This window comes from Streptomyces sp. NPDC005393 (assembly GCF_040606675.1).
GTDB lineage: Bacteria > Actinomycetota > Actinomycetes > Streptomycetales > Streptomycetaceae > Streptomyces.
The window spans coordinates 36,043-58,897 of sequence record NZ_JBEXFG010000043.1 but is presented as its reverse complement, the minus strand read 5'-3'; the positions used below and the strand labels follow the sequence as shown (position 1 = coordinate 58,897).

Annotated in this window: 24 protein-coding genes and 1 pseudogene; 12 read left to right on the top strand and 13 right to left on the bottom strand. The window is 71.7% G+C overall.

Annotation, left to right across the window (positions count from 1 at the left end; all coding sequences use genetic code 11):
- The 4 genes from ABZS71_RS28155 to ABZS71_RS28140 all read left to right on the top strand — a co-directional run.
- Positions 1-187 (top strand): hypothetical protein (locus tag ABZS71_RS28155; RefSeq protein ID WP_356214587.1); only part of this gene is annotated, 187 nt, incomplete at its 5' end.
- A 48-nt stretch (positions 188-235) separates the two neighbouring features.
- On the top strand, positions 236-3,772 hold the full coding sequence (mfd, locus tag ABZS71_RS28150) for a transcription-repair coupling factor (RefSeq protein ID WP_355853064.1): 3,537 nt from the start codon (positions 236-238) through the stop codon (positions 3,770-3,772).
- Positions 3,773-3,831: 59 nt separating this feature from the next.
- The gene (locus ABZS71_RS28145) at positions 3,832-4,110 is read left to right on the top strand and encodes a hypothetical protein (RefSeq protein ID WP_355853061.1); all 279 of its coding nucleotides are present in this window, start codon (positions 3,832-3,834) and stop codon (positions 4,108-4,110) included.
- An 11-nt stretch (positions 4,111-4,121) separates the two neighbouring features.
- The gene (locus ABZS71_RS28140; RefSeq protein ID WP_356214579.1) at positions 4,122-4,502 is read left to right on the top strand and encodes a PIN domain-containing protein; all 381 of its coding nucleotides are present in this window, start codon (positions 4,122-4,124) and stop codon (positions 4,500-4,502) included.
- Between the two features lie 251 nt (positions 4,503-4,753).
- Here the strand turns inward: ABZS71_RS28140 and ABZS71_RS28135 are convergent, their stop codons facing one another.
- Positions 4,754-6,340, bottom strand: a complete 1,587-nt coding sequence (locus ABZS71_RS28135; protein ID WP_356214576.1) for a helix-turn-helix domain-containing protein — start codon at positions 6,338-6,340, stop codon at positions 4,754-4,756.
- A gap of 249 nt (positions 6,341-6,589) precedes the next feature.
- A complete protein-coding gene (locus ABZS71_RS28130; RefSeq protein ID WP_356214574.1) occupies positions 6,590-8,398 on the bottom strand; it encodes a gamma-glutamyltransferase in 1,809 nt (602 codons plus the stop codon).
- A gap of 358 nt (positions 8,399-8,756) precedes the next feature.
- Between ABZS71_RS28130 and ABZS71_RS28125 the strand changes: the two genes are divergently transcribed.
- The gene (locus ABZS71_RS28125) at positions 8,757-8,942 is read left to right on the top strand and encodes a hypothetical protein (protein ID WP_356214572.1); all 186 of its coding nucleotides are present in this window, start codon (positions 8,757-8,759) and stop codon (positions 8,940-8,942) included.
- An 8-nt stretch (positions 8,943-8,950) separates the two neighbouring features.
- On the opposite strand, the gene bla is transcribed toward ABZS71_RS28125, so the two are convergent.
- Both bla and ABZS71_RS28115 read right to left on the bottom strand, forming a co-directional pair.
- Positions 8,951-9,871, bottom strand: coding sequence for a class A beta-lactamase (bla, locus tag ABZS71_RS28120; RefSeq protein WP_356214570.1), 921 nt, complete (start codon positions 9,869-9,871; stop codon positions 8,951-8,953).
- Positions 9,872-10,143: 272 nt separating this feature from the next.
- Positions 10,144-10,590 (bottom strand): DUF6010 family protein, encoded by a 447-nt coding sequence (locus tag ABZS71_RS28115; protein WP_356214568.1) that lies wholly within the window; start codon positions 10,588-10,590, stop codon positions 10,144-10,146.
- Positions 10,591-10,868: 278 nt separating this feature from the next.
- Between ABZS71_RS28115 and ABZS71_RS28110 the strand changes: the two genes are divergently transcribed.
- Positions 10,869-11,834, top strand: coding sequence for a helix-turn-helix domain-containing protein (locus ABZS71_RS28110; RefSeq protein ID WP_356214566.1), 966 nt, complete (start codon positions 10,869-10,871; stop codon positions 11,832-11,834).
- A gap of 281 nt (positions 11,835-12,115) precedes the next feature.
- Here ABZS71_RS28110 and ABZS71_RS28105 read toward each other — a convergent pair whose 3' ends face one another.
- From ABZS71_RS28105 to ABZS71_RS28095, 3 genes are all read right to left on the bottom strand, one after another.
- The gene (locus ABZS71_RS28105; protein WP_356214564.1) at positions 12,116-12,943 is read right to left on the bottom strand and encodes an alpha/beta hydrolase; all 828 of its coding nucleotides are present in this window, start codon (positions 12,941-12,943) and stop codon (positions 12,116-12,118) included.
- A 440-nt stretch (positions 12,944-13,383) separates the two neighbouring features.
- Positions 13,384-13,644: a hypothetical protein gene (locus ABZS71_RS28100; protein ID WP_356214562.1), complete on the bottom strand. Its 261-nt coding sequence runs from the start codon at positions 13,642-13,644 to the stop codon at positions 13,384-13,386.
- On the bottom strand, positions 13,641-13,973 hold the full coding sequence (locus ABZS71_RS28095; protein ID WP_356214560.1) for a hypothetical protein: 333 nt from the start codon (positions 13,971-13,973) through the stop codon (positions 13,641-13,643). The genes ABZS71_RS28100 and ABZS71_RS28095 overlap by 4 nt, the downstream gene beginning before the upstream one ends.
- 206 nt (positions 13,974-14,179) lie before the next feature.
- Between ABZS71_RS28095 and ABZS71_RS28090 the strand changes: the two genes are divergently transcribed.
- The 4 genes and pseudogenes from ABZS71_RS28090 (at position 14,180) to ABZS71_RS28075 (ending at position 16,337) form a co-directional block, all read left to right on the top strand.
- Entirely contained in the window at positions 14,180-14,698 is a 519-nt protein-coding gene (locus tag ABZS71_RS28090) for a helix-turn-helix domain-containing protein (RefSeq protein ID WP_356214558.1), read from the top strand.
- A 52-nt stretch (positions 14,699-14,750) separates the two neighbouring features.
- On the top strand, positions 14,751-15,272 hold the full coding sequence (locus tag ABZS71_RS28085) for a hypothetical protein (protein WP_356214556.1): 522 nt from the start codon (positions 14,751-14,753) through the stop codon (positions 15,270-15,272).
- A complete protein-coding gene (locus ABZS71_RS28080) occupies positions 15,269-15,784 on the top strand; it encodes an NUDIX hydrolase (protein WP_356214554.1) in 516 nt (171 codons plus the stop codon). Before ABZS71_RS28085 ends, ABZS71_RS28080 begins: the two co-directional genes overlap by 4 nt.
- Positions 15,768-16,337 (top strand): annotated as a pseudogene (locus ABZS71_RS28075) (flavoprotein). Before ABZS71_RS28080 ends, ABZS71_RS28075 begins: the two are co-directional and overlap by 17 nt.
- 43 nt (positions 16,338-16,380) lie before the next feature.
- On the opposite strand, the gene ABZS71_RS28070 reads toward ABZS71_RS28075, so the two are convergent.
- The 3 genes from ABZS71_RS28070 to ABZS71_RS28060 form a co-directional block, all read right to left on the bottom strand.
- Complete coding sequence (locus ABZS71_RS28070) at positions 16,381-16,686, bottom strand: hypothetical protein (protein ID WP_356214552.1); 306 nt, start codon at positions 16,684-16,686, stop codon at positions 16,381-16,383.
- 127 nt (positions 16,687-16,813) lie between these two features.
- Positions 16,814-17,473, bottom strand: a complete 660-nt coding sequence (msrA, locus tag ABZS71_RS28065; RefSeq protein ID WP_356214550.1) for a peptide-methionine (S)-S-oxide reductase MsrA — start codon at positions 17,471-17,473, stop codon at positions 16,814-16,816.
- A gap of 82 nt (positions 17,474-17,555) precedes the next feature.
- On the bottom strand, positions 17,556-18,653 hold the full coding sequence (locus ABZS71_RS28060; RefSeq protein ID WP_356214548.1) for a hypothetical protein: 1,098 nt from the start codon (positions 18,651-18,653) through the stop codon (positions 17,556-17,558).
- A gap of 125 nt (positions 18,654-18,778) precedes the next feature.
- Between ABZS71_RS28060 and ABZS71_RS28055 the strand changes: the two genes are divergently transcribed.
- Complete coding sequence (locus ABZS71_RS28055; protein WP_355853017.1) at positions 18,779-19,930, top strand: cystathionine gamma-synthase; 1,152 nt, start codon at positions 18,779-18,781, stop codon at positions 19,928-19,930.
- A gap of 19 nt (positions 19,931-19,949) precedes the next feature.
- On the opposite strand, the gene ABZS71_RS28050 is transcribed toward ABZS71_RS28055, so the two are convergent.
- The 3 genes from ABZS71_RS28050 to ABZS71_RS28040 all read right to left on the bottom strand — a co-directional run bounded on the left by ABZS71_RS28050 (position 19,950) and on the right by ABZS71_RS28040 (position 21,284).
- Positions 19,950-20,198 (bottom strand): hypothetical protein, encoded by a 249-nt coding sequence (locus ABZS71_RS28050; RefSeq protein WP_355853014.1) that lies wholly within the window; start codon positions 20,196-20,198, stop codon positions 19,950-19,952.
- Positions 20,195-20,692, bottom strand: coding sequence for a sigma factor-like helix-turn-helix DNA-binding protein (locus ABZS71_RS28045; protein WP_356214546.1), 498 nt, complete (start codon positions 20,690-20,692; stop codon positions 20,195-20,197). The genes ABZS71_RS28050 and ABZS71_RS28045 overlap by 4 nt, the downstream gene beginning before the upstream one ends.
- Before the next feature lie 103 nt (positions 20,693-20,795).
- The gene (locus ABZS71_RS28040; protein ID WP_356214544.1) at positions 20,796-21,284 is read right to left on the bottom strand and encodes a MarR family transcriptional regulator; all 489 of its coding nucleotides are present in this window, start codon (positions 21,282-21,284) and stop codon (positions 20,796-20,798) included.
- A gap of 145 nt (positions 21,285-21,429) precedes the next feature.
- Between ABZS71_RS28040 and ilvA the strand changes: the two genes are divergently transcribed.
- A complete protein-coding gene (ilvA, locus tag ABZS71_RS28035) occupies positions 21,430-22,689 on the top strand; it encodes a threonine ammonia-lyase (protein WP_355853008.1) in 1,260 nt (419 codons plus the stop codon).
- Positions 22,690-22,855 lie beyond the last annotated feature (166 nt).

The following is a 22,855-nucleotide window of genomic DNA, read 5'->3' as shown; positions in this document are numbered from 1 at the left end:
GATCCTGCGCGACTCCGTACAGGCGTCGTTGGAATCCGTGGCCAGGAACATGCACGCCATGTCGATGGTGCAGCAGCAGGTCCTCGACGGCCTGGCCCCGCCGGTGCCCGCCCACGGGGGTCCTCGCGGTACTCGGCGACCGTTGTCGGCGGGTGGCCGTACCCTGGAAGACCCCCGGCCCGTGTGACGTGTCGGGTCATTCGCGTTGTCCGCCTCCGGGATGGAATACCCCTTTATGAGCCTCACCGGTCTGCTCGACGTCGTCGTACGGGACCCCGCGCTCGCCGAGGCGGTGCGCGGCGCCGCCGACGGCAAGCGTCACCACGTCGACCTGGTCGGCCCGCCGGCCGCCCGCCCCTTCGCCATCGCCGCGCTGGCGCGCTCCGCCGGCCGCACCGTCCTCGCCGTGACCGCCACCGGCCGGGAGGCCGAGGATCTGGCCGCCGCGCTGCGCTCGCTGCTCCCGCCGGACGGCGTCGTGGAGTACCCCTCGTGGGAGACGCTGCCGCATGAGCGGCTGTCCCCGCGCTCGGACACGGTCGGCCGCCGGCTCGCCGTGCTGCGCCGGCTGGCGCACCCGAGCAAGGACGACCCGGCGGCGGGCCCGGTCTCCGTCGTGGTCGCGCCCGTACGCTCCGTACTGCAGCCGCAGGTCAAGGGGCTCGGGGATCTGGAGCCGATGAGCCTGCGGGCCGGGCAGACCGCCGATCTGGAGGAGATCGTCGACGGGCTCGCTGCCGCCGCGTACTCCCGGGTCGAGCTGGTCGAGAAGCGCGGCGAGTTCGCCGTGCGCGGCGGCATCCTGGACGTTTTCCCGCCGACCGAGGAGCATCCGCTCCGGATCGAGTTCTGGGGCGACGACGTCGAGGAGATCCGCTACTTCAAGGTCGCCGACCAGCGCTCTTTGGAGGTCGCCGAGCACGGGCTGTGGGCCCCGCCCTGCCGTGAGCTGCTGCTGACCGAGGACGTGCGGGGGCGGGCCGCCGCCCTCGCCGAAGCCCATCCGGAGCTGGGCGAGCTGCTCGGCAAGATCGCCGAGGGGATCGCGGTCGAGGGCATGGAGTCCCTGGCGCCCGTGCTCGTCGACGACATGGAGCTGCTGGTGGACGTCCTCCCGGCGGGGAGCATGGCGGTCGTCTGCGACCCGGAGCGGGTGCGGAGCCGGGCGGCGGACCTCGTCGCCACCTCGCAGGAGTTCCTGCAGGCGTCCTGGGCGGCCACGGCCGGGGGCGGCGAGGCCCCGATCGACATCGGCGCGGCCTCGCTGTGGGGCATCGCGGACGTCCGGGACCGTGCGCGCGAGCTCGGCATGATGTGGTGGTCGGTCAGCCCCTTCGCCGCCGACGAGGAGCTGGACGCCGACACCCTCAAGCTCGGCATGCAGGCCCCCGAGACCTACCGGGGCGACACGGCCCGTGCCCTCGCCGACACCAAGGGCTGGCTCGCCGACGGCTGGCGGACGGTGTACGTGACCGAGGGCCACGGCCCGGCGTCCCGCACCGTCGAGGTGCTCGGCAGCGAGGGGATCGCGGCGCGGCTCGACCCGGATCTCACCGAGATCAAGCCGTCCGTCGTGCACGTCGCCTGCGGCTCGATCGACTACGGCTTCATCGACCCCGGTCTCAAGCTCGCGGTGCTCACGGAGACCGATCTGTCCGGGCAGAAGGCGGCGGGCAAGGACGGGGCCCGGATGCCCGCGCGCCGCCGTAAGACCATCGACCCGCTCACCCTTGAGGCGGGCGACTTCATCGTCCATGAGCAGCACGGTGTGGGCCGCTATATCGAGATGGTGCAGCGCACCGTCCAGGGTGCGACCCGTGAGTATCTGGTGGTCGAGTACGCCCCGGCCAAGCGCGGCCAGCCCGGTGACCGGCTCTTCGTGCCGACCGACCAGCTGGAGCAGGTCACCAAGTACGTGGGCGGCGAGGCCCCGACCCTGCACCGGCTCGGCGGCGCCGACTGGACCAAGACCAAGGCGCGCGCCAAGAAGGCCGTGAAGGAGATCGCGGCCGATCTGATCAAGCTCTACTCGGCCCGGATGGCGGCGCCGGGCTACGCCTTCGGCGCGGACACCCCCTGGCAGCGCGAGCTGGAGGACGCCTTCCCCTACGTGGAGACCCCCGATCAGCTCACCACGATCAGCGAGGTCAAGGAGGACATGGAGAAGTCGGTTCCGATGGACCGGCTGATCTGCGGCGACGTCGGCTACGGCAAGACCGAGATCGCGGTGCGCGCCGCCTTCAAGGCGGTCCAGGACGGCAAGCAGGTCGCCGTCCTCGTGCCCACCACGCTCCTCGTCCAGCAGCACTTCGGCACCTTCGGCGAGCGGTACGGCCAGTTCCCCGTCGTCGTCAAGGCGCTCTCCCGCTTCCAGACGGACACCGAGGCGAAGGCGGTCCTGGAGGGGCTGCGGGAGGGCTCGGTCGACATCGTCATCGGCACGCACCGGCTCTTCTCCTCCGAAACCAAGTTCAAGGATCTGGGCCTGGTCATCGTCGACGAGGAGCAGCGCTTCGGCGTCGAGCACAAGGAGCAGTTGAAGAAGCTGCGCGCCAACGTGGACGTGCTGACCATGTCCGCCACGCCCATCCCGCGCACCCTGGAGATGGCGGTCACCGGCATCCGCGAGATGTCGACGATCACCACCCCGCCGGAGGAGCGCCATCCGGTGCTGACCTTCGTCGGTCCGTACGAGCAGAAGCAGATCGGCGCGGCCATCCGGCGTGAGCTGCTCCGCGAGGGCCAGGTCTTCTACATCCACAACCGGGTCGAGTCCATCGACCGGGCCGCGGCCCGGCTCCGCGAGATCGTCCCCGAGGCGCGGATCGCCACCGCCCACGGCCAGATGTCGGAGGTCGCCCTGGAGCAGGTCGTGGTCGACTTCTGGGAGAAGAAGTTCGACGTCCTGGTCTCCACGACCATCGTCGAGTCCGGCATCGACATCTCCAATGCCAACACCCTGATCGTCGAGCGCGGCGACAACTTCGGCCTCTCCCAGCTCCACCAGCTGCGCGGCCGGGTCGGCCGGGGCCGCGAGCGCGGCTACGCGTACTTCCTGTACCCGCCCGAGAAGCCGCTGACGGAGACCGCCCATGAGCGGCTGGCCACCATCGCCCAGCACACCGAGATGGGCGCGGGCATGTACGTCGCGATGAAGGACCTGGAGATCCGTGGCGCGGGCAATCTGCTCGGCGGCGAGCAGTCCGGCCATATCGCGGGCGTCGGCTTCGACCTGTACATGCGCATGGTCGGCGAGGCCGTCGCCGACTACCGCGCCATGCTGGAGGCGGGCGACGGCGAGGTCGAGGAGGCGCCCCCGGAGGTCAAGATCGAGCTCCCGGTCGACGCGCATGTCCCGCACGACTATGCCCCCGGCGAGCGCCTGCGCCTCCAGGCGTACCGGGCCATCGCCGCCGCCGCGAGCGAGGACGACATCCGCGCCGTCCGCGAGGAGCTCACCGACCGCTACGGCAAGCTGCCGGAACCGGTGGAGAACCTGCTGCTCGTCGCGGGCCTGCGGCTGCTCGCGCGGGCCTGCGGGGTCACCGACATCACCCTTCAGGGCTCGAACATCCGGTTCAGCCCGGTGGAGCTGCGCGAGTCCCAGGAGCTGCGGCTCAAGCGGCTCTACCAGGGTTCGGTGATCAAGCCGGCCTCGAAGCAGGTCCTGGTGCCGAGGCCCGCGACGGCCCGCATCGGTGGAAAGCCGCTGGTGGGGCGGGAGCTGCTGGCGTGGACGGGGGAGTTCCTGACCACGATTCTGGGGTCGTGAGCGGGCCGGGCCGCTGAAACCGCTTGCCTGTGGAGGCACCGTGCATGGAAAATGCATGCATGGTGGCTTTGCAGATTCGGGATGTGCCGGACGAGGTTCGCGACATACTGGCCGACCGGGCGCGGCAGCTCGGTCAGTCCCTCCAGGGCTATCTTCTGGAGCTGGTGAAAAGTGAGGCTGAGCGGGCGGGCAACATCGCGCTGTTGCAGCGGTTCGAGGGCCGCGCGGACGGTGTCGAGAGCGCCATGAGCGAGACGGTGCGTGAGCTCGACGCCGCCCGTGCCGAGCGCGACGCACAGCTCGGGCTCGACACGGGAGAGCCGGGGGCGACCGCGTGATCATTGTGGACGTGAGCGTGCTCACCGAAGCGCTCACGGGGGACGCCGCCGCCGGGAAAGCGGCTCGCGCACGCCTCGCCCAGGACCCGCACTGGGCGGCGCCCGGCCATCTCGTCGTCGAGACCTTCCACGCCGTACGCGGTCGGCTTCTCGGAGGGAAGATCAGTCGGACCCGCGCCGAGGATGCCGTGGCCGCACTGACCGGCGCGTCGATCGAGGTGATCGGCATCCAGCCGCTCCTCATACGCATGTGGGAGCTGCGGGGCAATGTCTCGGGCTATGACGCCGCGTACATCGCGGCGGCGGAGGCGTACCGGGCCCCGCTGATCACCGGTGACGCCAGGCTGAGCCGCTGCACGGTGGCGCGCTGCGCGATCGAGGTCATCGGCTGACGGTCGCGAGCCCGTCCGGGCCCAGGGGGGCCAGGCCCGGACGGCCAGGGGAGGCCGCCGCGCGGCACCCCCGTGGCCGCGCGGCGGCCGGCCCCGGGTCCCCGTAGGCGCGTTGGCGCATGGCGCATGCGGTCGGGGTCTTCCGTGGCTTGTTCAAGGACATTAGGCGGGGGCGGCGCGGGCGGCGAGGAACGATGTGCACAGTCATCGCGGTGCGCGGTTGTCCTTCGAACGGTGAGCCCGCGAGCCGCTCAGAGCGAGCCCAGCGCCCGCATCGCCAGCCATAGCTCGTACTTGGCGCTCGGCGCGCCGAGCAGCGACCGCCCCAGCGCGTTCTCGGCCCTGACCAGCCGCTTGCGCGCGCCCGGCAGCGAGATCCCGAGGGCGGCGGCGGCCGCGGACAGCCGGGCGTCGGCGCGCAGCCAGGCCCGTACGGTCTCGGGGCCGGCCGTCGGCCCGGCCTGTTCCAGGGGGCGGAGCTGGGCCCGCGCCCAGACCCCGGCGGTGGGCGTGGCCAGCAGGGCGTCGAGCGTGGCGGCGCGCCCCGGCGGCGCGGCCGCCCCCGGTGCCGGGTGCGGTGGCGCCGGGTCCGGTGGCGCCGGGTGCGGTGGGGCCGGGTGCGGTGGCGCCGGGTGCGGTGACGTCGAGCGTGGCGGCGCCGCGTACAGCCGCAGCGCGAGCCAGGCGGCCGACTGCCCGGCCAGGCTGTGGCTGACGTCGACGCCGAGCAGCTCGTCGATATGGCGTACGCGCGCGGCGAGCGTATTGCGGTGGATCTTCAGATGGCGGCTCGCCGCCCCGCCGAAGCTGAGCCATGAGCCGAGCGTGTCCAGCAGCTCCCGCGGGCCGGGGTCGGCGCGGCGGGGCGGCGCGTACCGCAGACAGGGCGCCAGCAGATCGCTCGCCCAGGTGTGCCCCTCGGGGCCGGCCAGCGCGGTGACATCGGCGTCGCCGCCGAAGGTCGCGCACCGCTCGGGCGCGTTACGGGCCACCGCCAGCGCGTGGATCGCCTGCTCGTAGCCGATCGGGGTGTCCCGCAGTGCGACCTCGGCGCTCACCCCGACCCGGCACCCGGGCGCCTGACGGGCGATCAGCAGATCGAGCCCCTCCGGCTCCTCGTCGGGCGTCGGTACGAGCGCGATGAGGTGATGGGGCTGCACCGGACACGGCACGATCCACGCCCGGCCCCGCACCGTACGGTCGATCCGGCCGGCTATCTCGCGCCGCCGGGGGCTCGGGCACTCGATCACATACACCCGCGTCACGGCGGGCAGCGCCGGGCGCAGCGCCCCGGCGATCCGCTGCGCGGCGGGCACGCTGCCGACCATCAGCAGATGCAGCACCGCCTCCCGGCTGTGCGCCTCGGCCGACTCGATCCGGCGCCGCGCCCGTTCGGCCTCCTCCAGCCGCCAGCACAGGGCGAGGGTGCGGGAGGCGTCGGCGAGGAGCACCCCGCAGCGCGGGTCGTCGGGCCCGACGACGGCGAGGTACGCCGCCGTGTCGGTGTCGAGGGCGACGAGGTGGACGGGGTGCGCCCCGTCGCCGCCCAGCACGGCGGACGGCGCACCGCGCCGGTGCAGTTCGGTGGCGGCGGTGGCGGCGGTGGCAGCGGCGGCGGCGGTGGCGGTCGCGGTGGTGGAGGTCGCGGTGGGGCCGGCCGTCCCGCCCGGCGCGGCCAGTACGGAACCGTCGCCTCCGGCCAGCACGGCCAGCCCCCCGGTACGCCGGGTGAGCCAGCCCAGAATGGCCCGTACCGCGTCGCGCTGGGCGGAGAGCCGGGCGAGGGCGAGCACATCGTCGGCGCGGTAGGTGCGCGGATCCAAGGACGAGGCTGCCATGAAGCAGCACATTAGTGCCCATGTTTCCGGCCGTGAAAGCGCTCGGCCGGGCCCGGGGGCCACACGGCGGCAGCCGCTGGGCTCGGCGGGGTGTCCGCCGTCATAGCCGCCATGATCACCGCCATCGTCGGCGTCCTCGGCACGCTCTTCGCGCCCGTGCTCGCACAGCGTATGACGGCACGTCAGCGCGGTGAGGACGCACGGGCCGAGGAGCGGCGGCGCCGCGCCGGCCCGCCGCGGACGCGGCCGTCACCGCCCCACCGCGTACCCCTGCGCCCCCCGCGGATTGGCGCCGGCCATCAGCACACCCGTCTCCGGGTCGCGCGCCACCGCGCACAGCCGCCCCTCCGACCACGCCGCGCCCACCGCCACCTCGTGCCCCCGGCGCCGGAGTCCGGAGATCACGCCCTCCCCGATCCGGGACTCGACCACCACCCTCCCGGCCGCCATCGAGCGTGGGTGGAAGGAGCCGGGGAAGCTCTCCTGGTGCCAGTTGGGCGCGTCGATGGCCCCCTGCAGATCGAGCCCGGAACGCACCGGTCCGCGCAGCGCCACACCGAGGAGGAAGTGGACGCTCCACTGGTCCTGCTGGTCGCCGCCCGGGGTGCCGAAGGCCATGACGGGGGTGTCGTCGCGCAGGGCGAGGGAGGGGGTGAGCGTGGTGCGCGGGCGGCGGCCGGGGGTGAGGGAGTTCGGCAGACCGGGGTCCAGCCACGCCATCTGGAGGCGGGTGCCGAGCGGAAAGCCCAGCGCGGGGATGACGGGATTGGACTGCAGCCAGCCGCCGCTGGGGGTGGCGGCGACCATGTTGCCCCAGCGGTCGACGACATCGAGATGGCAGGTGTCGCCGCGCACCGTGCCGTCGCCGCCGACCGTCGGCTCCCCGCCCCCCGGCCCCGCCACCGGCCCCGGCGTGTGCGACGCCGAGCGGGCGACGGCGGCCAGGGCCTGTTTGCTCAGACGCGGCTGCCGGCCCCCCGGCCGCCCCGGGCGCAGCTCGTACGAGGCCCGCTCGCCGATCAGCGTCCGCCGCTCGTCGTTGTACGGACGGTCGAGCAGCTCCGCGAGCGGGACGTCGGCGGCGTCCCCGTACCACGCCTCGCGGTCGGCCATGGCCAGCTTGCTGCCCTCGATCAAGGTGTGCACAAGGTCGGGCGTGCCCAGGTCGTCCGCGCCGAGTCCGTCCGGCAGCAGGGCGAGTTGCTGCAGGAATACCGGGCCCTGGCTCCAGGGGCCCGCCTTGCACACGGTCCAGCCGTTCCAGGTATGGCGGGCGGGAGCCTCGTACGTGGCCTCGAAGCCGGCCAGATCCTCCCCGGTGAGCGTCCCGGCGTGGCGCTCCCCGGACGAGTCCATGGCGGGCCGGGCCGCCGCGTCCGCCAGCTCCTCGGCGATGAAGCCCTCGCGCCAGACCCGGCGGGCGGCGTCGATCTGCGTCTCACGCCCCGGCCCGGCGGCCTCCGCCTCGGCGATCAGCCGCCGCCAGGTCGCGGCCAGCGCGGGGTTCTTGAGCAGCCGCCCGGGCGCGGGGGCGTGGCCGCCGGGCAGATACAGCTCGGCCGATGCCGTCCACTCGGTCTCGAACAACTCCCGCACCGTCTCCACCGTCTCGCCGATCCGCTCGACCGCGGGATGGCCGTGCTCGGCGTACCCGATCGCGTACCGCACCACCTCGGCGAGCCGCTTGGTGCCGTGGTCGCGCAGCAGCAGCAGCCACGCGTCGAACGCGCCGGGGACCGCCGCCGCGAGCGGACCGGTGCCCGGGACGAGATCGAGGCCGAGCGCGATGTAGTGGTCGATGGTGGCCCCGGCGGGGGCCGGGCCCTGTCCGCACAGCACGGTGGGCGCGCCACCCGCCGGCGCGAGGATGATCGGCACCTCGCCGGCCGGTCCGTTCAGATGCGGCTCGACCACATGGAGCACGAACCCGGCGGTGACGGCGGCGTCGAAGGCGTTGCCGCCGTCCTCCAGGACGGCCATGGCGGACTGCGAGGCCAGCCAGTGGGTGGAGGACACCATGCCGTGGGTGCCCTGGAGGGTGGGCCGGGTGGTGAACATGAGGGCTCCCTGATCCGAGGGGTGCGGCGCGCCGTGGTGCGGTCAGCATGGCGCAGGTACGGATCATCGGTCCATGGAGCCGGAGGCCAACCCTCTGGGGAGCGTCCCGTCGGACAGCGCTTACGGGCGGACGTACTTCCGGCACCCTCACCAGCCCCCCCGCCCGCCCCGGAGAAGATCTCCGACCTCCCGGAAGACGGCACCCTCGCCTTCCAGTTGACCATCGACGACGGCCCGTCCGCCTTCCTCATGGGCGCCAGCGACTTCAGCGAACGCGACGCCACCGGACTGCGCCCCGACGTCGCCATGATCGCCACCCCCGGCAGCCCCTCAACCCACCATTACGTCCCCCGCCTCCGTGAAGGCCCTGGGCAACCCCGCCACCGTCGTCCCGGTCCACTGGGACAACTTCGAACGCCCCCTGACCGACGGCGCGCACCGGGACCCCACGATGGATCTGGACGGCTTCGTCGACCGGATCCGCAAGACCAGCCCCGGCTCCCGCGTCCTGCTGCCCGAGTACCTGACGCCGTACCGCTTCTGACCCCCTCCCTATCCGAGCGCCGACGCCAGCAGCGCGGCCGTCTTGGCGACGAGCGGCTCGTCCGCCGGGGCGTCGGCGTCGTCCTTCGTGGACAGGACGGCGAGCACGACCGGTGCCCGATCCGGGGTCCAGGCGACCCCGACGTCATTGGTCGTGCCGTAATCGCCGGTGCCGGTCTTGTCCCCGAGGGCCCAGTCCTGGGGAAGGCCGGCCCGGAACCGTGCCCCGCTGGTGGTGTTGGCCAGCAGCCACGCGGTCAACTGCCTCCGGTCCCGGGGCGTGAGGGCGTTGCCGAGGGTGAGCCGTGCGTACGTCCGCCCGATGGCAACCGGACTCGTGAGGTCCGTGGTGCGCCACGGCTCGGCCGAGTTCAGCGCGGGCTCCCACCGGTCGAGCCGAGTCGTTCCGTCCCCGATCGAACGGCAGAAGCGGGTGACGGCCGTGGGACCACCGAGCTCGCGGAGCAGCAGGTTCGCCGCCGCGTTGTCGCTGTACGCGATGGCGGCGGCGCACAACTCGGCGACCGTCATCCCGTTCGCGAGGTGCTCGGGCGTGCCCGTGATGGGGGCATAGCCCGAGTCCTCGACGTCCTTTTCGCCGTACCGGATCCGCTGGGCCAGGAACTCGCCGTTCCGGTCGAGGTCCCGCAGAACTGCGGCGGCGGCGAGCGTCTTGAACACCGAACACATCGGAAACGCCTCGTCCGCGCGGTACAGCACGCTCTCACCGGTGACCGTGTTCCGCGCGAACACCCCGAGCCGAGCGGAATGCTCCCCCTCCAGCTCCCTCAGCGCCTGGATGATGTCGTCCTGCCCGCTCCGCGACGCCGCCCGCGCCGACCCACTCAGGGGCAGGGCGGTGGCCAGTGCCGTCCCGGCACCGGCGGCGAGCACCAAGCGGCGCCCCGGGCGCCTTCCGTAGGTCTCCACGATGTCTGTCTCTCCTCCGACCGGTGATCAACGTCTCAAGAGCAAGACTCCTCGACAGCCCCGTGAGGTTCCCGTAGCGCCGTGCGGAGCCGGCCGTAACCGCCCGGGCCCGGCCCGGTCGGACGCGTGCGCGGGCGTCCCGCACTCGGTGACATTGCGTAGACGCAGGGCTGCTTCCGGTCGCCGAGCTGCGCGAGGGGAGGGCCACGGATCTATGGGGACGGATCGTCCCGATACGCGCAAAACCGTGCAAGGCGACACGCACAAGGCACTCAGCCCCGCACCTGACCCGCCTGCGCTCGCTCTTGACCAACCTCTTGACCAACCTCTGGATCAACACGTCGGAAGAGCCCGCGCAGCGACGGACCTCCGCGCAGGCACCACAGCGCGATGACCGGGTCGCAGATGGCGCAGCCCAGCGATGAGTCGTGGGAGAAAGCGATCAAGGGGCTGCCCTTGAGATGGTGGACGACATCCCACGCGGTGTGCAGCAGCCAGCCGATGCCGATGAAGGTCCACGAGTCCAGGCCCCGGTAGGCGACGTAGGTGGCGAGCGCGGTGAAGGCGAACTCCCAGCCGCCCAGGCCGCCGCCGCTGAGGTAAGCGGCGCCCGCTCCGGCGACCATGATCGCGTTGAAGCGCCGCCGGTGCGGTTCGCGGATGAGGGACATCAGCAGCGCGTAGAGGATGCCGATGCCGACTGGCGTGAGGTACTGCATGCGAAAGCCTTCCGGAGGTGGCGGGTGGGCCGCGCGGCACGGCGGACGGAAGCTGCGCCGCCTTCCGCGTACGGGAGGCGCGTCCGGACCGGCGGCTGACGTGGGCCGGATCCGCCCCGACGCTATCCGCGCGGCCCCTGCCTCCCCAGTGGCGTTAACGACAGGTGTCAACGGAATACCGCCACGCTCATGCATGGCGTGTCTGCCCTGCCCCGATGGGCAGGGCTGCCGCCCCCTCGGCCGATCGAGGACGTCTGTCGGTCCGATAAATTCTGGACATGCACACGGTCGCCGTCCTCGCCCTCAGCCAGGTGATTCCGTTCGACCTGTCCACCCCGATCGAGGTCTTCACCCGCACCCGGCTGCCCGACGGCCGCCCCGGCTACCACATCCGCGTGTGTGCCGAGGAGCCCGAGGTCGACGCCGGTGCGTTCACCCTGCACGCGCCGTGGGGCCTGGAGGGGATCAGGGGCGCGGACACGGTCATCGTGCCCGGCACCGCCGACCCCGCCGCCCCGCTCGCACCCGCTGTGCGCACCGCGCTGCGAGAGGCCGCCGCCGACGGCACCCGCATCGCCTCCATCTGCAGCGGCACCTTCATTCTGGCCGCCAGCGGGCTGCTGGACGGCCTGCGAGCCACCACCCACTGGCTTGCCGCAGGCCAACTCGCCGCCGCCTACCCGGACATCGACGTCGACCCCGACGTGCTGTACGTCGACAACGGCCAGATCCTTACCGCCGCCGGCGCGGCGGCCGGGCTGGACCTGTGCCTGCACATGATCCGCCGCGACTACGGCTCCGCGGTGGCCGCCGACGCCGCCCGCCTGTCCGTGATGCCGCTCGAACGCGAAGGCGGGCAAGCCCAGTTCATCGTCCACGACCACACGCCCACCCCGGCCGGTTCGGCGCTGGAACCGATCCTGACCTGGCTGCGGGACAACCTCGCCCGCCCGCTCACCCTGGACGACATCGCCGCCCACGCCGGCATGAGCACCCGTACACTCATCCGCCGCTTCCGGGAACAGACCGGCACCACCCCCCTCCAATGGCTGCACCGCGCCCGCATCCGCCGGGCTCAGCACCTGCTGGAGACCACCGAGCACTCCGTGGAACGCGTCGGAGCCCAGGTCGGCTTCGGCTCGCCCACCGCCTTCCGCGACCGCTTCAAACGCACTACCGGCGTCAGCCCTTACGCCTACCGCCGCACCTTCAGCCGACCGGCCGACACGGTCTCTCGCGCCTGATCAGCAGTGCGGTCGACCGCCGTTCGATCAGTCCCACAGCTGTCCTCGAGCGGCGATCGAACCGTCAACGCCGGCGTAAGCCTCCAGCGGGCCCTGCCCGCATCCATGTCCCTCGCGGTCATCCGAATGGCGCACTGAGGTGAGGATCGGGACACGGGGCCCATCCGCGGGCCCATGGGAATCAGGCGTGCGGTGGAGAGGCGGTCTGCCATGCGATCCCTCCTGAATCGACCCGTTGAGGTAACCGTGTCCTGTACCTGCTGGGAAGCGCCGCCGCCCCTTCAGGATGAAGTGTTCCCGATGAAGTCGAGCAGGTCCTGGTTGAGTTCATCGGCGTGGGTAATGAAGATGCCGTGCCCCGCTCGGGGGTACTCCTTGTAGATGTTGTCCGGCACCAGCTTCGCCAGCCGTCGCCCGCACAGATCGATGGGAGCGGAGGCATCGGCGTCGCCGTGGATGATCAAGGTCGGCACCTGTAGCGCGCCGGCCTCCTCGCGCAGATCCGTGCAGAACCCAGTCCTGATCACCTCGACAGCCGCCTTGGCCGAGCAGTCAAGGCACCTCTGCACTGTCCACTCCATGAGCTCGGTGGAGATCTTGTTGCCCAGATGCGTCCCGAAGAACGCCTGTGCGTTCTGGGCCATCCACCTCGGGCGGTCTCTGGTCCGCTCCGCCTGCACGGCCTCGAAGGCGCTCCGGTCGATCCCCTCCGGGTTGTCCGGCCCCCAGACCATCAACGGCGCGGTGGCCGCGATCAGCACCACCCGGCTCACCCGGTCATAGCCGTGGCGGGACAGGTAGCGGATCACCTCCCCACCGCCCATCGAGTGCGCCACCAGGGTCACCTCGCGGAGGTCGAGGTGATCGAGCAGCGCCGCGAGATCATCGGCGAGGGTGTCGTAGTCGAAGCCGTGGCCGACCCAGTCCGAGCGGCCGTGCCCCCGCTTGTCAAAGGCCACGCAGCGCAGGCCCTCTTCGGACAGCGGGAGCATCTGGTACTCCCATGAGCTGCTGCTGAGCCAGGCCCCGGCCACGAATACCACCGGCTTGCCCTGTCCCCAGTCGGTGTAGAGCAGGCGTGTCCCGTCGGAGCCTTCGAAGTACGGCATGATCGAGTCCTTCCTGGGCGATGAAGTGGCTGCGCGGTGGAAATTCTCGTCCAGCGGAGGTCACACCGTCGATTACTCCGGAGGTAACGGGCAGCGCGAGCACCCCCGTCCGGTCCCGCAGCAGCACGCAGCCGCGCCCGGCCGTATCCACACCGACCAGCTTCAGCGCGTCGCCAGGCTCGGCCGCGGCTTCCCTCGCGTCCCGCCGGCCGCCCATGTAGTCCCCTCCGCGTACCCCCATCCCCGCGTGCAGGTCTTCCTCCTCCCGGCCGAACCTGTCGTCTTGGCCGCGTCGAACGAGGCACGACGACAACCCCGGTATCTTCGGCACCGGGGTTCGTCATGTGATCCTCAGCCGGACCACCCCGGAAGCTGTCCAGGCGCGGGGCGGCCCGGTGCCGCTTGTGCGGTTGTTGCGGCGTGATCCGGTCCGGGCGACCTCAGTGCCGTTGTCGGCCGCCGGGGTAGCGGGTCCCTTCTCGACACGGCGGCGCGTCGTCAGGGGCCGGTTCGCCGTCGAGCGCGTAACACAGGGCGGCGTGCAACTGCTCGGCCTCCACTACTGTCAGGACCAGCGAGGCCAGGGCGGCGCGCCCGGGGCGGAGCACCTGAAGCGGCAGTTCAAAGCGACCGTCCTTTCCTGGACGCAGACCACGGCCCGGTGCGGGAGCGACCTGCCATCCCTCCGATCTGTTGCTCATCCGAATGCCCCGCTCGCTTGAGTCGGTCCGTCGTCCTCGTCCTCCTCGGTCACGGGGAGACGCCTGCCGCGGCTCTCCGCCACGCGAAGCGCGTCCCTCAGCGCCTCGACCAGACGATTCGAGAGGAAGCGGAGCTCTCCGGCTTCCGTCTTGGGGTTGCCGAGCAGCAGGCCGGCATGGCCGAGTAGCTCAGCGCCCATGCGGAGCTGAACCGCTTCCATTTCGTCAGCGAGCCTCGACAGATACCCCTTGCCGTCTTCATCCGTCACCAGATAGCAGGGCTTGCCGGACGGTCCGTGCCATGGCAGCAATCGCGGTTGCGTACTCACCTGATCACCACCGGGCAATGAGGGGCGCGCATCGAGTGTCGGCGTTGGACAAGCTGAAGCTCCTATCTGGTCTCACGTGCCTTCAGACCGTCCAATGTGCTGCTTCAAACCGGCTGTGACTTCCCAGCCACGGGCATCCCCACGCTGGGTACACTCGGTGCGGGCTGATCAACGCTCGGTAAGACCGCGACCCTGGGGGTGCACCCTTGGCAGAGTCCCTCGCCCCCAACGCCCTGCCGGAACGACTGCTGGCGCGCGAGGACGTGCGGGCGGCTCTGCTGCGTCATGACTTCGGCACCTTCTTCGCGCTAGCTCGCAAGTGGTCCGGCATCAGCTTCATGCGGATCGCCGAGGCATGCGACATGAAGCCTGAGCGCGTCGGCAAGCTCGCACGGGGCGAAGGGCGCGTGACGAGCGTCGAGAAGATGGAGCAGATCGCCGATGGGCTGCGCGTCCCGGGCGGATTGCTGCGCCTGGCTCCCCGGCCTTGGGAGGCCCGCGAACCACGGCGGGCCTCTGACGCCGCCCGGGTCGGACGTACCCAGACCATGCCATGCTCGTCGGCATCCCCGGATTTGGCCGCGGTGGAGTCCTTCCGGGCTGCGGACCGGCAACTGGGCGGAGGGCATGTGTACGCCTCCGTTCTCCACTACCTGCATCACACGGTGGGACCACGGGTCTTTGGCAGCGAAACCGGCTACGACCCTGGCGAGAGCGGGACGTGACCATGTAACCGGTGGACCCCGTGTCCCCACCCTGGTAGCGAGACTGTATGCCATGGAAGCGCGAGCGCTCGCCCAGCTTGGGAATGGCGACGGGGCCCGCCGCGCACTGGCCGAGGCACAGAAGGAGATCGCCGAAATGCCGGACATTCAGTCATCTCCTTGGATCAGCTCCTTCGACACCGCCGCATTGGCGAGTGAGGCAGCCCTGGCCCTGCAGGATGCGGGTCGCCTGCCCGCCGCCGTGGAGGTGGCCGAAGAGGCCATCGCCCTCCGCTCCGGCGACCGCGCGAGGAGCCGGGTATTCAGCCAGATCACCCTGGCGTTGATCCGTACGCGGCAGCGGGAGCTCGAAGCAACGTGTGAGGTCGGCCGCGCGCTCCTCGGTGATTGCGGGACGCTCGGATCCCTGCGTATCACTCAGCAACTCGACCTTCTGGCCCGTGCCTTGGATCGCCACCGAGCGGAACGGATCGTGAGCGAATTGCTGGACTATCTGGCTGAGACGAAGCGGCAACGAGCGCTCATCCTTGCGGGTATCGGCGCGGTGCCCGCAGGTGGGGGCGCTGGGATATGACCACGCGCCCCCAGCCAGGCACCGCCGAATGGGACGCCTACTTGGCGGAAGGGAACGCCAAGCAGGCACGCAAGCGTGTGTCCGCAGACGTGCTCTTACGCGATGCCGGCGGGCGTCTGCTGGTGGTCAAGCCGACGTACAAGGAAGCGTGGGACCTTCCCGGCGGGATGGCCGAGGCGAACGAGTCCCCCGAGGATGCGGCCAGACGCGAACTGCGCGAAGAACTCGGGCTTGCCGTAGAACTGCGCGGGCTCCTGTGCGTCGACTGGGTCGCGCCGCACGGGCCCTGGGACGACCAGCTCGCGTTCATCTTCAACGGAGGCACGCTTACAGAGAGCCAGGCCCGGAGCTTGTATCCGCGCGACTATGAGCTCTCGGCCTGCGAGTTCGTCACCTCGGCTGACGCTCTGACCATGCTCCCGCACCGCACCCGCCGACGAGCCGCCCAAGCCCTCCGAGCTCTGGCTGAGCAGCAGCCCAGCTATCTGGAGAACGGTGAATCGACCAGTTGAGGCGAACCATGTCCTGTACCTGCTGGGAAGCGCCGCCCCGCCCGTGCTGAATGTCGCTGGAGTCGTGGAGCGAGCGCAGGCCGCCGGCTGGGATGTGTGCCTCGGATTGACCCCTACGGCCGCGCGCTGACGATCAGCTAACGGGGCTGGAGGAGCTGACCGGGCACCCTGTGCGCAGCCAGTACAAGCTGCCCTGGGAGCCGGAGGCCTGGCCTCCCGCGGATGTCGCCGTCCTGGCACCCGCCACCTTCAACACGATCAACCAGTGGGCCCTGGGATCACCGAGAAGTTCATCGTCGGATTCGTAGCAGAGGCCATCGGCAAGGGCATCCCCACCGTGACCATGCCGTGCGTCAACGCCGCCTACGTCCAGCACACCCAGTTCGACACCAGCGTTGCCACGCTCCGGGCGATGGGGGTGCGCGTGCTGTACGGGGAAGGCGGATTCGTGCCCAACAAGCCGGGCCAGGGGCGACCGGATGGCTATCCGTGGCACCTGGCCCTGGACGCGGCGGCGTCAGTCCTCGGTTGGGGAGATGCCGGTCGGGCATGAGCCACCCGAGCCCTTTTGCGACAGGACACCTGGCGGCATGGCGTCACCACGTAAAGGCGAACCGGTTTCTCTCGCCGTCGAAAGAGACGCTGACAGGGCGGGCGAACAGGCCGAACTCCTCCTCGGCCCAGGCCAATAGGGCCGCGGCAAGGCCCTCAGCCTGGAAGTCGGCTTCGGGGAAGAGGACGAGATGCACCGTGACCACGATCTGCTTCCCCGGGATCCGGGCCTCGATATCGCGCGCCGCCAGTTCCAGGCCGTGCCGCAGCCAGTCGGCTTCGTCCGCGGTAAGGCGCAGACTCGAGCGGTCGGCAGGCGTTGCTCGCGGACGGGCGTGGTGTCCAGCCACACCCGTTCGGCGAGCCGATCGGCACGGTGCGGAGGCGCCGAGGTGAGGCGGGCCTCGGCGGTGAGGTCGATGGCGATCCCCCGGGCAGACCGCAACAGCCGGTACGCCGTCGTGCGCACCGGCCGGGTCAGCCGTCGGCCGGGGCCACGCCGACCGGGCAGGAGACGCCCGTGCCGCCGATGCCGCAGTAGCCGCCCGGGTTCTTGTCCAAGTATTGCTGGTGGTGGGCTTCGGCCGGGTAGAAGGGGCCTGCCGGGAGGATTTCGGTGGTGATGTCGCCGTAGCCGGAGGACGTCAGGACGGACTGGTAGGCGGCGCGGGAGGACTCGGCCTCGGCCTGCTGCTCGGGGGAGTGGGTGTAGATCGCCGAGCGGTACTGGGTGCCGACGTCGTTGCCCTGGCGGAAGCCCTGGGTGGGGTTGTGGGATTCCCAGAAGAGCTTCAGGAGGGCGCCGTAGGAGGTGACGGCCGGGTCGTAGACGACGCGGACGGCCTCGGTGTGGCCGGTGAGGCCGGAGCAGACCTCTTCGTAGGTGGGGTTCTGGGTGTGGCCGCCCTGGTAGCCGACCAGGGTGGTGAAGACGCCCGGGGCCTGCCAGAACTTGCGCTCCGCGCCCCAGAAGCAGCCGAGGCCGAAGTCGGCGACGACCAGGCCCTCGGGGTACGGGCCGGTGAGCGGGGTGCCGAGGACCGTGTGGCGGTCGGGCACGGAGAAGCCCGGTTCGGCGCGGCCCTTCAGCGCCTCCTCGGGGGTCGGGAGGTGATTCTTGTGGCGGCTGAACAGCATCGGGGCTCCTCGGGCGACGCGGGCAGTGCAGGGGCGGGTACCCGGTACAACGGGCGTGGGCGCCGGTGAATTCCGCGCCGCCTCACTTCGGCAGCGTCGCCGGAGAGCCGCCCCGGCCCTCCCAGCCCGCGACCGCCAGCGCCCGGTAGACGGTGTACTCGGCGGCCGGGTCCGCCCCGTACGACCACGGCACCGCGCCGACGTGGCCGTCGACGTGCCGCAGCTGCTCCATCGCCTCCGCGTACCGCTCCGCCCGCACCAGGAACCAGACCAGCAGATGGCGGACGTGCGGCAGCACCGGGTGGTCGGCGGGGGCCTGGCGGACGGCGTAGAGGGCGCCTTCGATGGCCTTCGTGATCACCTCGCTCTGGTAGAGGGTGCGGACGAGGTTGCCGTCCGGCATGTGCTCGAAGACGCCGAAGAGCGGGAGCGCGGGCAGCAGGCTCTTGTCGGGGGCCGAGCCGGCGGCCGCGTGGGTGAAGGTGTCGGCGAGGTCCTGGGAGCCGTGCCACTTCTCGCACCAGTAGTGCAGGGCGGCGAGATGGGCGCCCATGTGGTGCGGGGCGCGCTCGGTGACCTTGGACCACAGCTCCTCGAAGTCGGCCTGCCGGTAGCCGAGGCCGCGGGCGACGCCGAGCTCGACGATGTACGGAACCGGGTCGTCCGGGGCCAGCCGGGCCGCCTCGCGGCAGACGCTCTGGGCCTCCTCCAGGATCATCCGGAAGTCGGGCGAGGACGGGTCGAGCAGCGCCTGGCGGACCAGGAACTCCGCGTGGACCGCCGCCGCGCCCGGGTCCTCGGGGGCCGCGACCCGCCAGGTGCGCAGCCACATGCCGCCGCGGCCGGGCGCCTGGGCCAGTTCGTGGGCGGCCGCCCCGGCCAGCGTCTGGACCCGCTGCCAGCGCAGCTCGGAGCCGGCCTTGGTCAGCGCGAGCAGCCGGGCCGCCGGCTGCCAGTCCTGCCGGGCCTGGACCTCCTCCAGGGCGTCGATGAGTTGGTGGTCCGGGCCGGGCAGCCGTACGTCCAGCCGCTCGCGCGGTACGAAGCCGTACTCCTGCGGGTCGCCGGCGCGCAGCGCGCCCCGCATGGCCTCGCGGCCCCCGCGCAGCCGACGCACCGCCGGCACGACGATCAGCCCGCCGATCATGACGAGGGCGATGAGGAAGATCAGAAGCTCCATGAGATGTCCCCGTGAGAAATCGAGCCCGTGGTCGAGCCGGTGAGTGCGGACGGCTTGCGGTCCAGCCTATGCGCCCCGGAGGTCGCTGAAACCGGACCGTGGCGGCGGGCATTACCCTCGGGCCCATGACCGACCAGCACAGCCAGAGCTTCGAGACGCTCGCCATCCATGCGGGCCAGGAGGCGGACCCGCTCACCGGCGCCGTCGTCCCGCCCATCTACCAGGTCTCCACCTATAAGCAGGACGGTGTGGGCGGCCTGCGGGGCGGCTATGAGTACAGCCGCTCCGCCAACCCCACCCGCACCGCCCTCGAGGAGAACCTGGCGGCGCTGGAGGGCGGCCGCCGCGGCCTCGCCTTCGCCTCCGGCCTCGCCGCCGAGGACTGCCTGCTGCGCACGCTCCTGGTGCCCGGCGACCATGTCGTGATCCCGAACGACGCGTACGGCGGTACGTTCCGCCTCTTCGCCAAGGTCGTCGAGCGCTGGGGCGTGGAGTGGTCGGTGGCCGACACCTCCGACCCGGCAGCGGTACGGGCCGCGCTGCGGCCCCGTACGAAGGTGATCTGGGTCGAGACGCCCAGCAACCCGCTCCTCGGCATCACCGACATCGCCGCCGTCGCCGACGTCGCCCGCACCGCCGGGGCCCGGCTCGTCGTCGACAACACCTTCGCGAGCCCCTACCTCCAGCAGCCGCTCGCGCTCGGCGCGGACGTCGTGGTGCACTCCACCACCAAGTACATGGGCGGGCACTCGGATGTCGTCGGCGGTGCGCTCGTCGTGTCCGACACCGGTCTCGGTGACGAACTCGCCTTCCACCAGAACGCGATGGGCGCCGTCGCCGCGCCCTTCGACTCCTGGCTGGTGCTGCGCGGCATCAAGACCCTCGCCGTCCGCATGGACCGGCACAGCGCGAACGCCACCCGCGTCGCGGAGATGCTCACCGCCCACGCCAAGGTGACCGAGGTCTACTACCCGGGGCTGCCGGAGCACGCGGGGCACGAGACCGCGGCCAAGCAGATGCGGGCGTTCGGCGGCATGGTGTCGTTCCGCGTCGCGGGCGGTGAGGAGGCGGCGGTCGAGGTCTGCAACCGGGCGCGGCTGTTCACGCTCGGGGAGTCGCTCGGCGGCGTCGAGTCGCTGATCGAGCACCCGGGGCGGATGACGCACGCCTCGACCGCGGGCTCGGCGCTCGAGGTGCCCGCCGATCTCGTACGCCTGTCGGTGGGCATCGAGTCGGCCGACGATCTCCTCACGGATCTCACCCAGGCGCTGGCCTGACCCGACGCCGGTTACAGGGTCACCACCCCTCCAGGGGAGGGGTGGTGTCGGCGGGCGGCGCCGTCCACGGATGGACGATCGCCGCCCACACGCTGAAGGCGACGACCGCGGCGAGCAGCAGCATCCAGCCGACGGTCCGCGCCGCCTGCCGACGGCGCAGCAACCGCCGCCCCCGGTCGGCCGCCCGCCCCGCCAGATCCGGCGGCAGCACCGGATGCGGGCCCTCCAGCATCCGGCGGACCTCGGTCTCCTTGCGGTCAAAGCTCATGGCGCCGCCCCTGCCGGGCGGCCGGCGACCGGGGGCCGCTCGGAGGCGCTCCGCCGCGGCATGGCGGAGCGCATCAACGTCACCGCCCGGGTACAGATCGCCCGTACGCGCTCGACCGGCAGCCCGAGCGCGGCCGCCGTCTGTTCCTCCGCGACCCCCTCGTACAGCCGCAGCACCAGCACCAGCCGCTCCTGCGGGGTGAGCCGGTCGAGCGGGCCGCCGCGCGGGCGGCGGTAGCGGCGGCCGCGGTGGGCGAAGAGGTCGGCGAGCTCCCGGCGGGTGCGGTCGTACGGGTCCTCGCCGCGCAGCCGGTCCCAGCGGGCGTAGGTGCGCGCGAGCGCGGCGATCAGCAGGCGCTCGGCGGCTTCGGTGTCCCCCTTTGGTTCCCCCGTGAGCAGCGTGGCGGTGTGCAGCAACCGGCCGCCCGCGCCCGCGACGAATGCCTCGAATTCCCGGGCCCGGCGGCTCTCCCGCGCTGCCCGCCCATCTCGCACCACGCCCTCCGCCTCCCGTTCCCTTAGGACACGGCAGGCACGGGCGCTGGGTCAAGAGGTCTGCCTCCGGTCACGAGGCGACCCGAAACCTGAAACGGGGCCCTCAGGAGGCGGGTGCCGCGCCGTGCGCGGCGGACAGGGCGCTGTTGAAACGGGTGAGCAGATCGCAGAAGAGATCGCGCTCCTCCGCGGTCCAGCCCCCGGTCACCTGGGCCATCAGCTCGCGCCGCGAGGAACGCACCTCCTCCAGCCGGGCCTTGCCGCGAGGGGAGAGCTGGAGCACGACCGCGCGGCCGTCCTCGGGGTGCGAGGTGCGCTTGACCATGCCGGAGTCGACCAGCGGGGCGACCTGGCGGGTCACGGTGGACGAGTCGATGCCCATGCCCCCGGCCAGCGCCTTGACCCCCATGGGGCCTTCCTGATCCAGCCGGTTGAGCAGCAGATACGCGGCTCGGTCCATGGAGTTGCGGGCCTGGCCGACGCCGCCGAGCCGGGTCTGTTCGGCGCGGCGGGCGAAGACGGCGACCTGATGCTGGAGCGAATCCATTACGCCTGTGTTGAGTTGAGTCGTCATGTCCGATTGGGTGGGCATGGCCTGGGGCTCACTTCATGCGGTGGTCTGTGGGATGTGGCACAGAGTACGCGGCTGGGGCCCTGCCCGTACGGGGGCTGCAGAAACCTGCCGATCCCGATCGGGCCGGGCCGCCGGGCCCGGGGCGAGCTGCGAGACTGTGACCATGGCTGCACGACTCGACGGCGAGGGCGGCCCCGACTCCGTCCCGCGCCCCGCACACTCCGCGATCACCCTCGACGATGTGCGCGCGGCACAGAAGACGCTGTCGGGGGTCTCGCGGCTCACCGCGCTGGAAGGCAGCCGCTATCTGTCCGGCCTGGTCGGCTCGCCGGTGCATCTCAAATGCGAGAACCTGCAGCGTACGGGGTCTTTCAAGCTGCGCGGCGCGTATGTGCGGATCGCCGGGCTCACCCCCGAGGAGCGGGCGGCGGGGGTCGTCGCGGCGAGCGCCGGGAACCATGCGCAGGGCGTCGCGCTCGCCGCCTCGCTGCTGGGGGTGCGCTCGACCGTCCTCATGCCCGAGGGGGCGCCGCTGCCGAAGGTGGCGGCCACCCGGGAGTACGGGGCCGAGGTGAGGCTGTGCGGCCAGATCGTGGACGAGACGATGCGGGCGGCGCAGGAGTACGCCGAGGAGACGGGCGCGGTCTTCATCCATCCCTTCGACCACCCGGACATCATCGCGGGGCAGGGCACGCTGGGGCTGGAGATCCTGGAGCAGTGCCCCGAGGTGCGCACGGTCGTGGTGGGCATCGGCGGGGGCGGGCTGGCCGCCGGGGTCGCGCTGGCGGTGAAAGCGCTGCGGCCGGATGTGCGGGTGGTGGGGGTGCAGGCGGAGGGCGCCGCCGCGTATCCGCCCTCGCTCGCCGCGGGGCGGCCGGTGTCGATCGAGGCGCCCGTGACGATGGCCGACGGCATCAAGGTGGGGCGGCCGGGCGACGTTCCGTTCAAAATCATTGGCGATCTCGTGGACGAGGTCCGTACGGTCACCGAGGACGAGCTGTCCAGCGCGCTGCTGCTCTGCCTCGAGCGGGCGAAGCTGGTGGTGGAGCCGGCGGGCGCGAGCCCGGTGGCCGCGCTGCTGTCGGCGCCGGAGTCCTTCGAGGGGCCGGTGGTGGCGGTGCTCTCGGGCGGCAATGTGGATCCGCTGCTGATGCAGCGCATCCTGCGGCACGGCATGGCCGCAGCGGGGCGCTATCTGTCGCTGCGGCTGCGGCTCACGGACCGGCCGGGGGCGTTGGCCACGTTGTTGGGGGCGTTGTCAGTGGCGGATGCGAATGTTCTCGATATCAGCCATGTGCGGACCAACCCGAGGCTGGGGCTGAGCGAGGCGGAGGTGGAGCTGCAGCTGGAGACGAAGGGGCCGGCGCATTGTGACGAGGTCCGTGAGGCGCTGCGCGGGGCCGGGTACACCGTGATGGCCTGAGGGCCGGTTGGAGCCGGTCCGAGGGGTGTGGCGGGTCTGAGGGCCGGTGAGGGGCCTGAGGGAGGCCGGGCTGTCGCGTTTTCGTTGGCCCCGCGTATATCGCGATGTATCGCGTCTAGGATACGATACGGATCCACTTGCCGCTGTGTGATGCACAGGCCGGGGG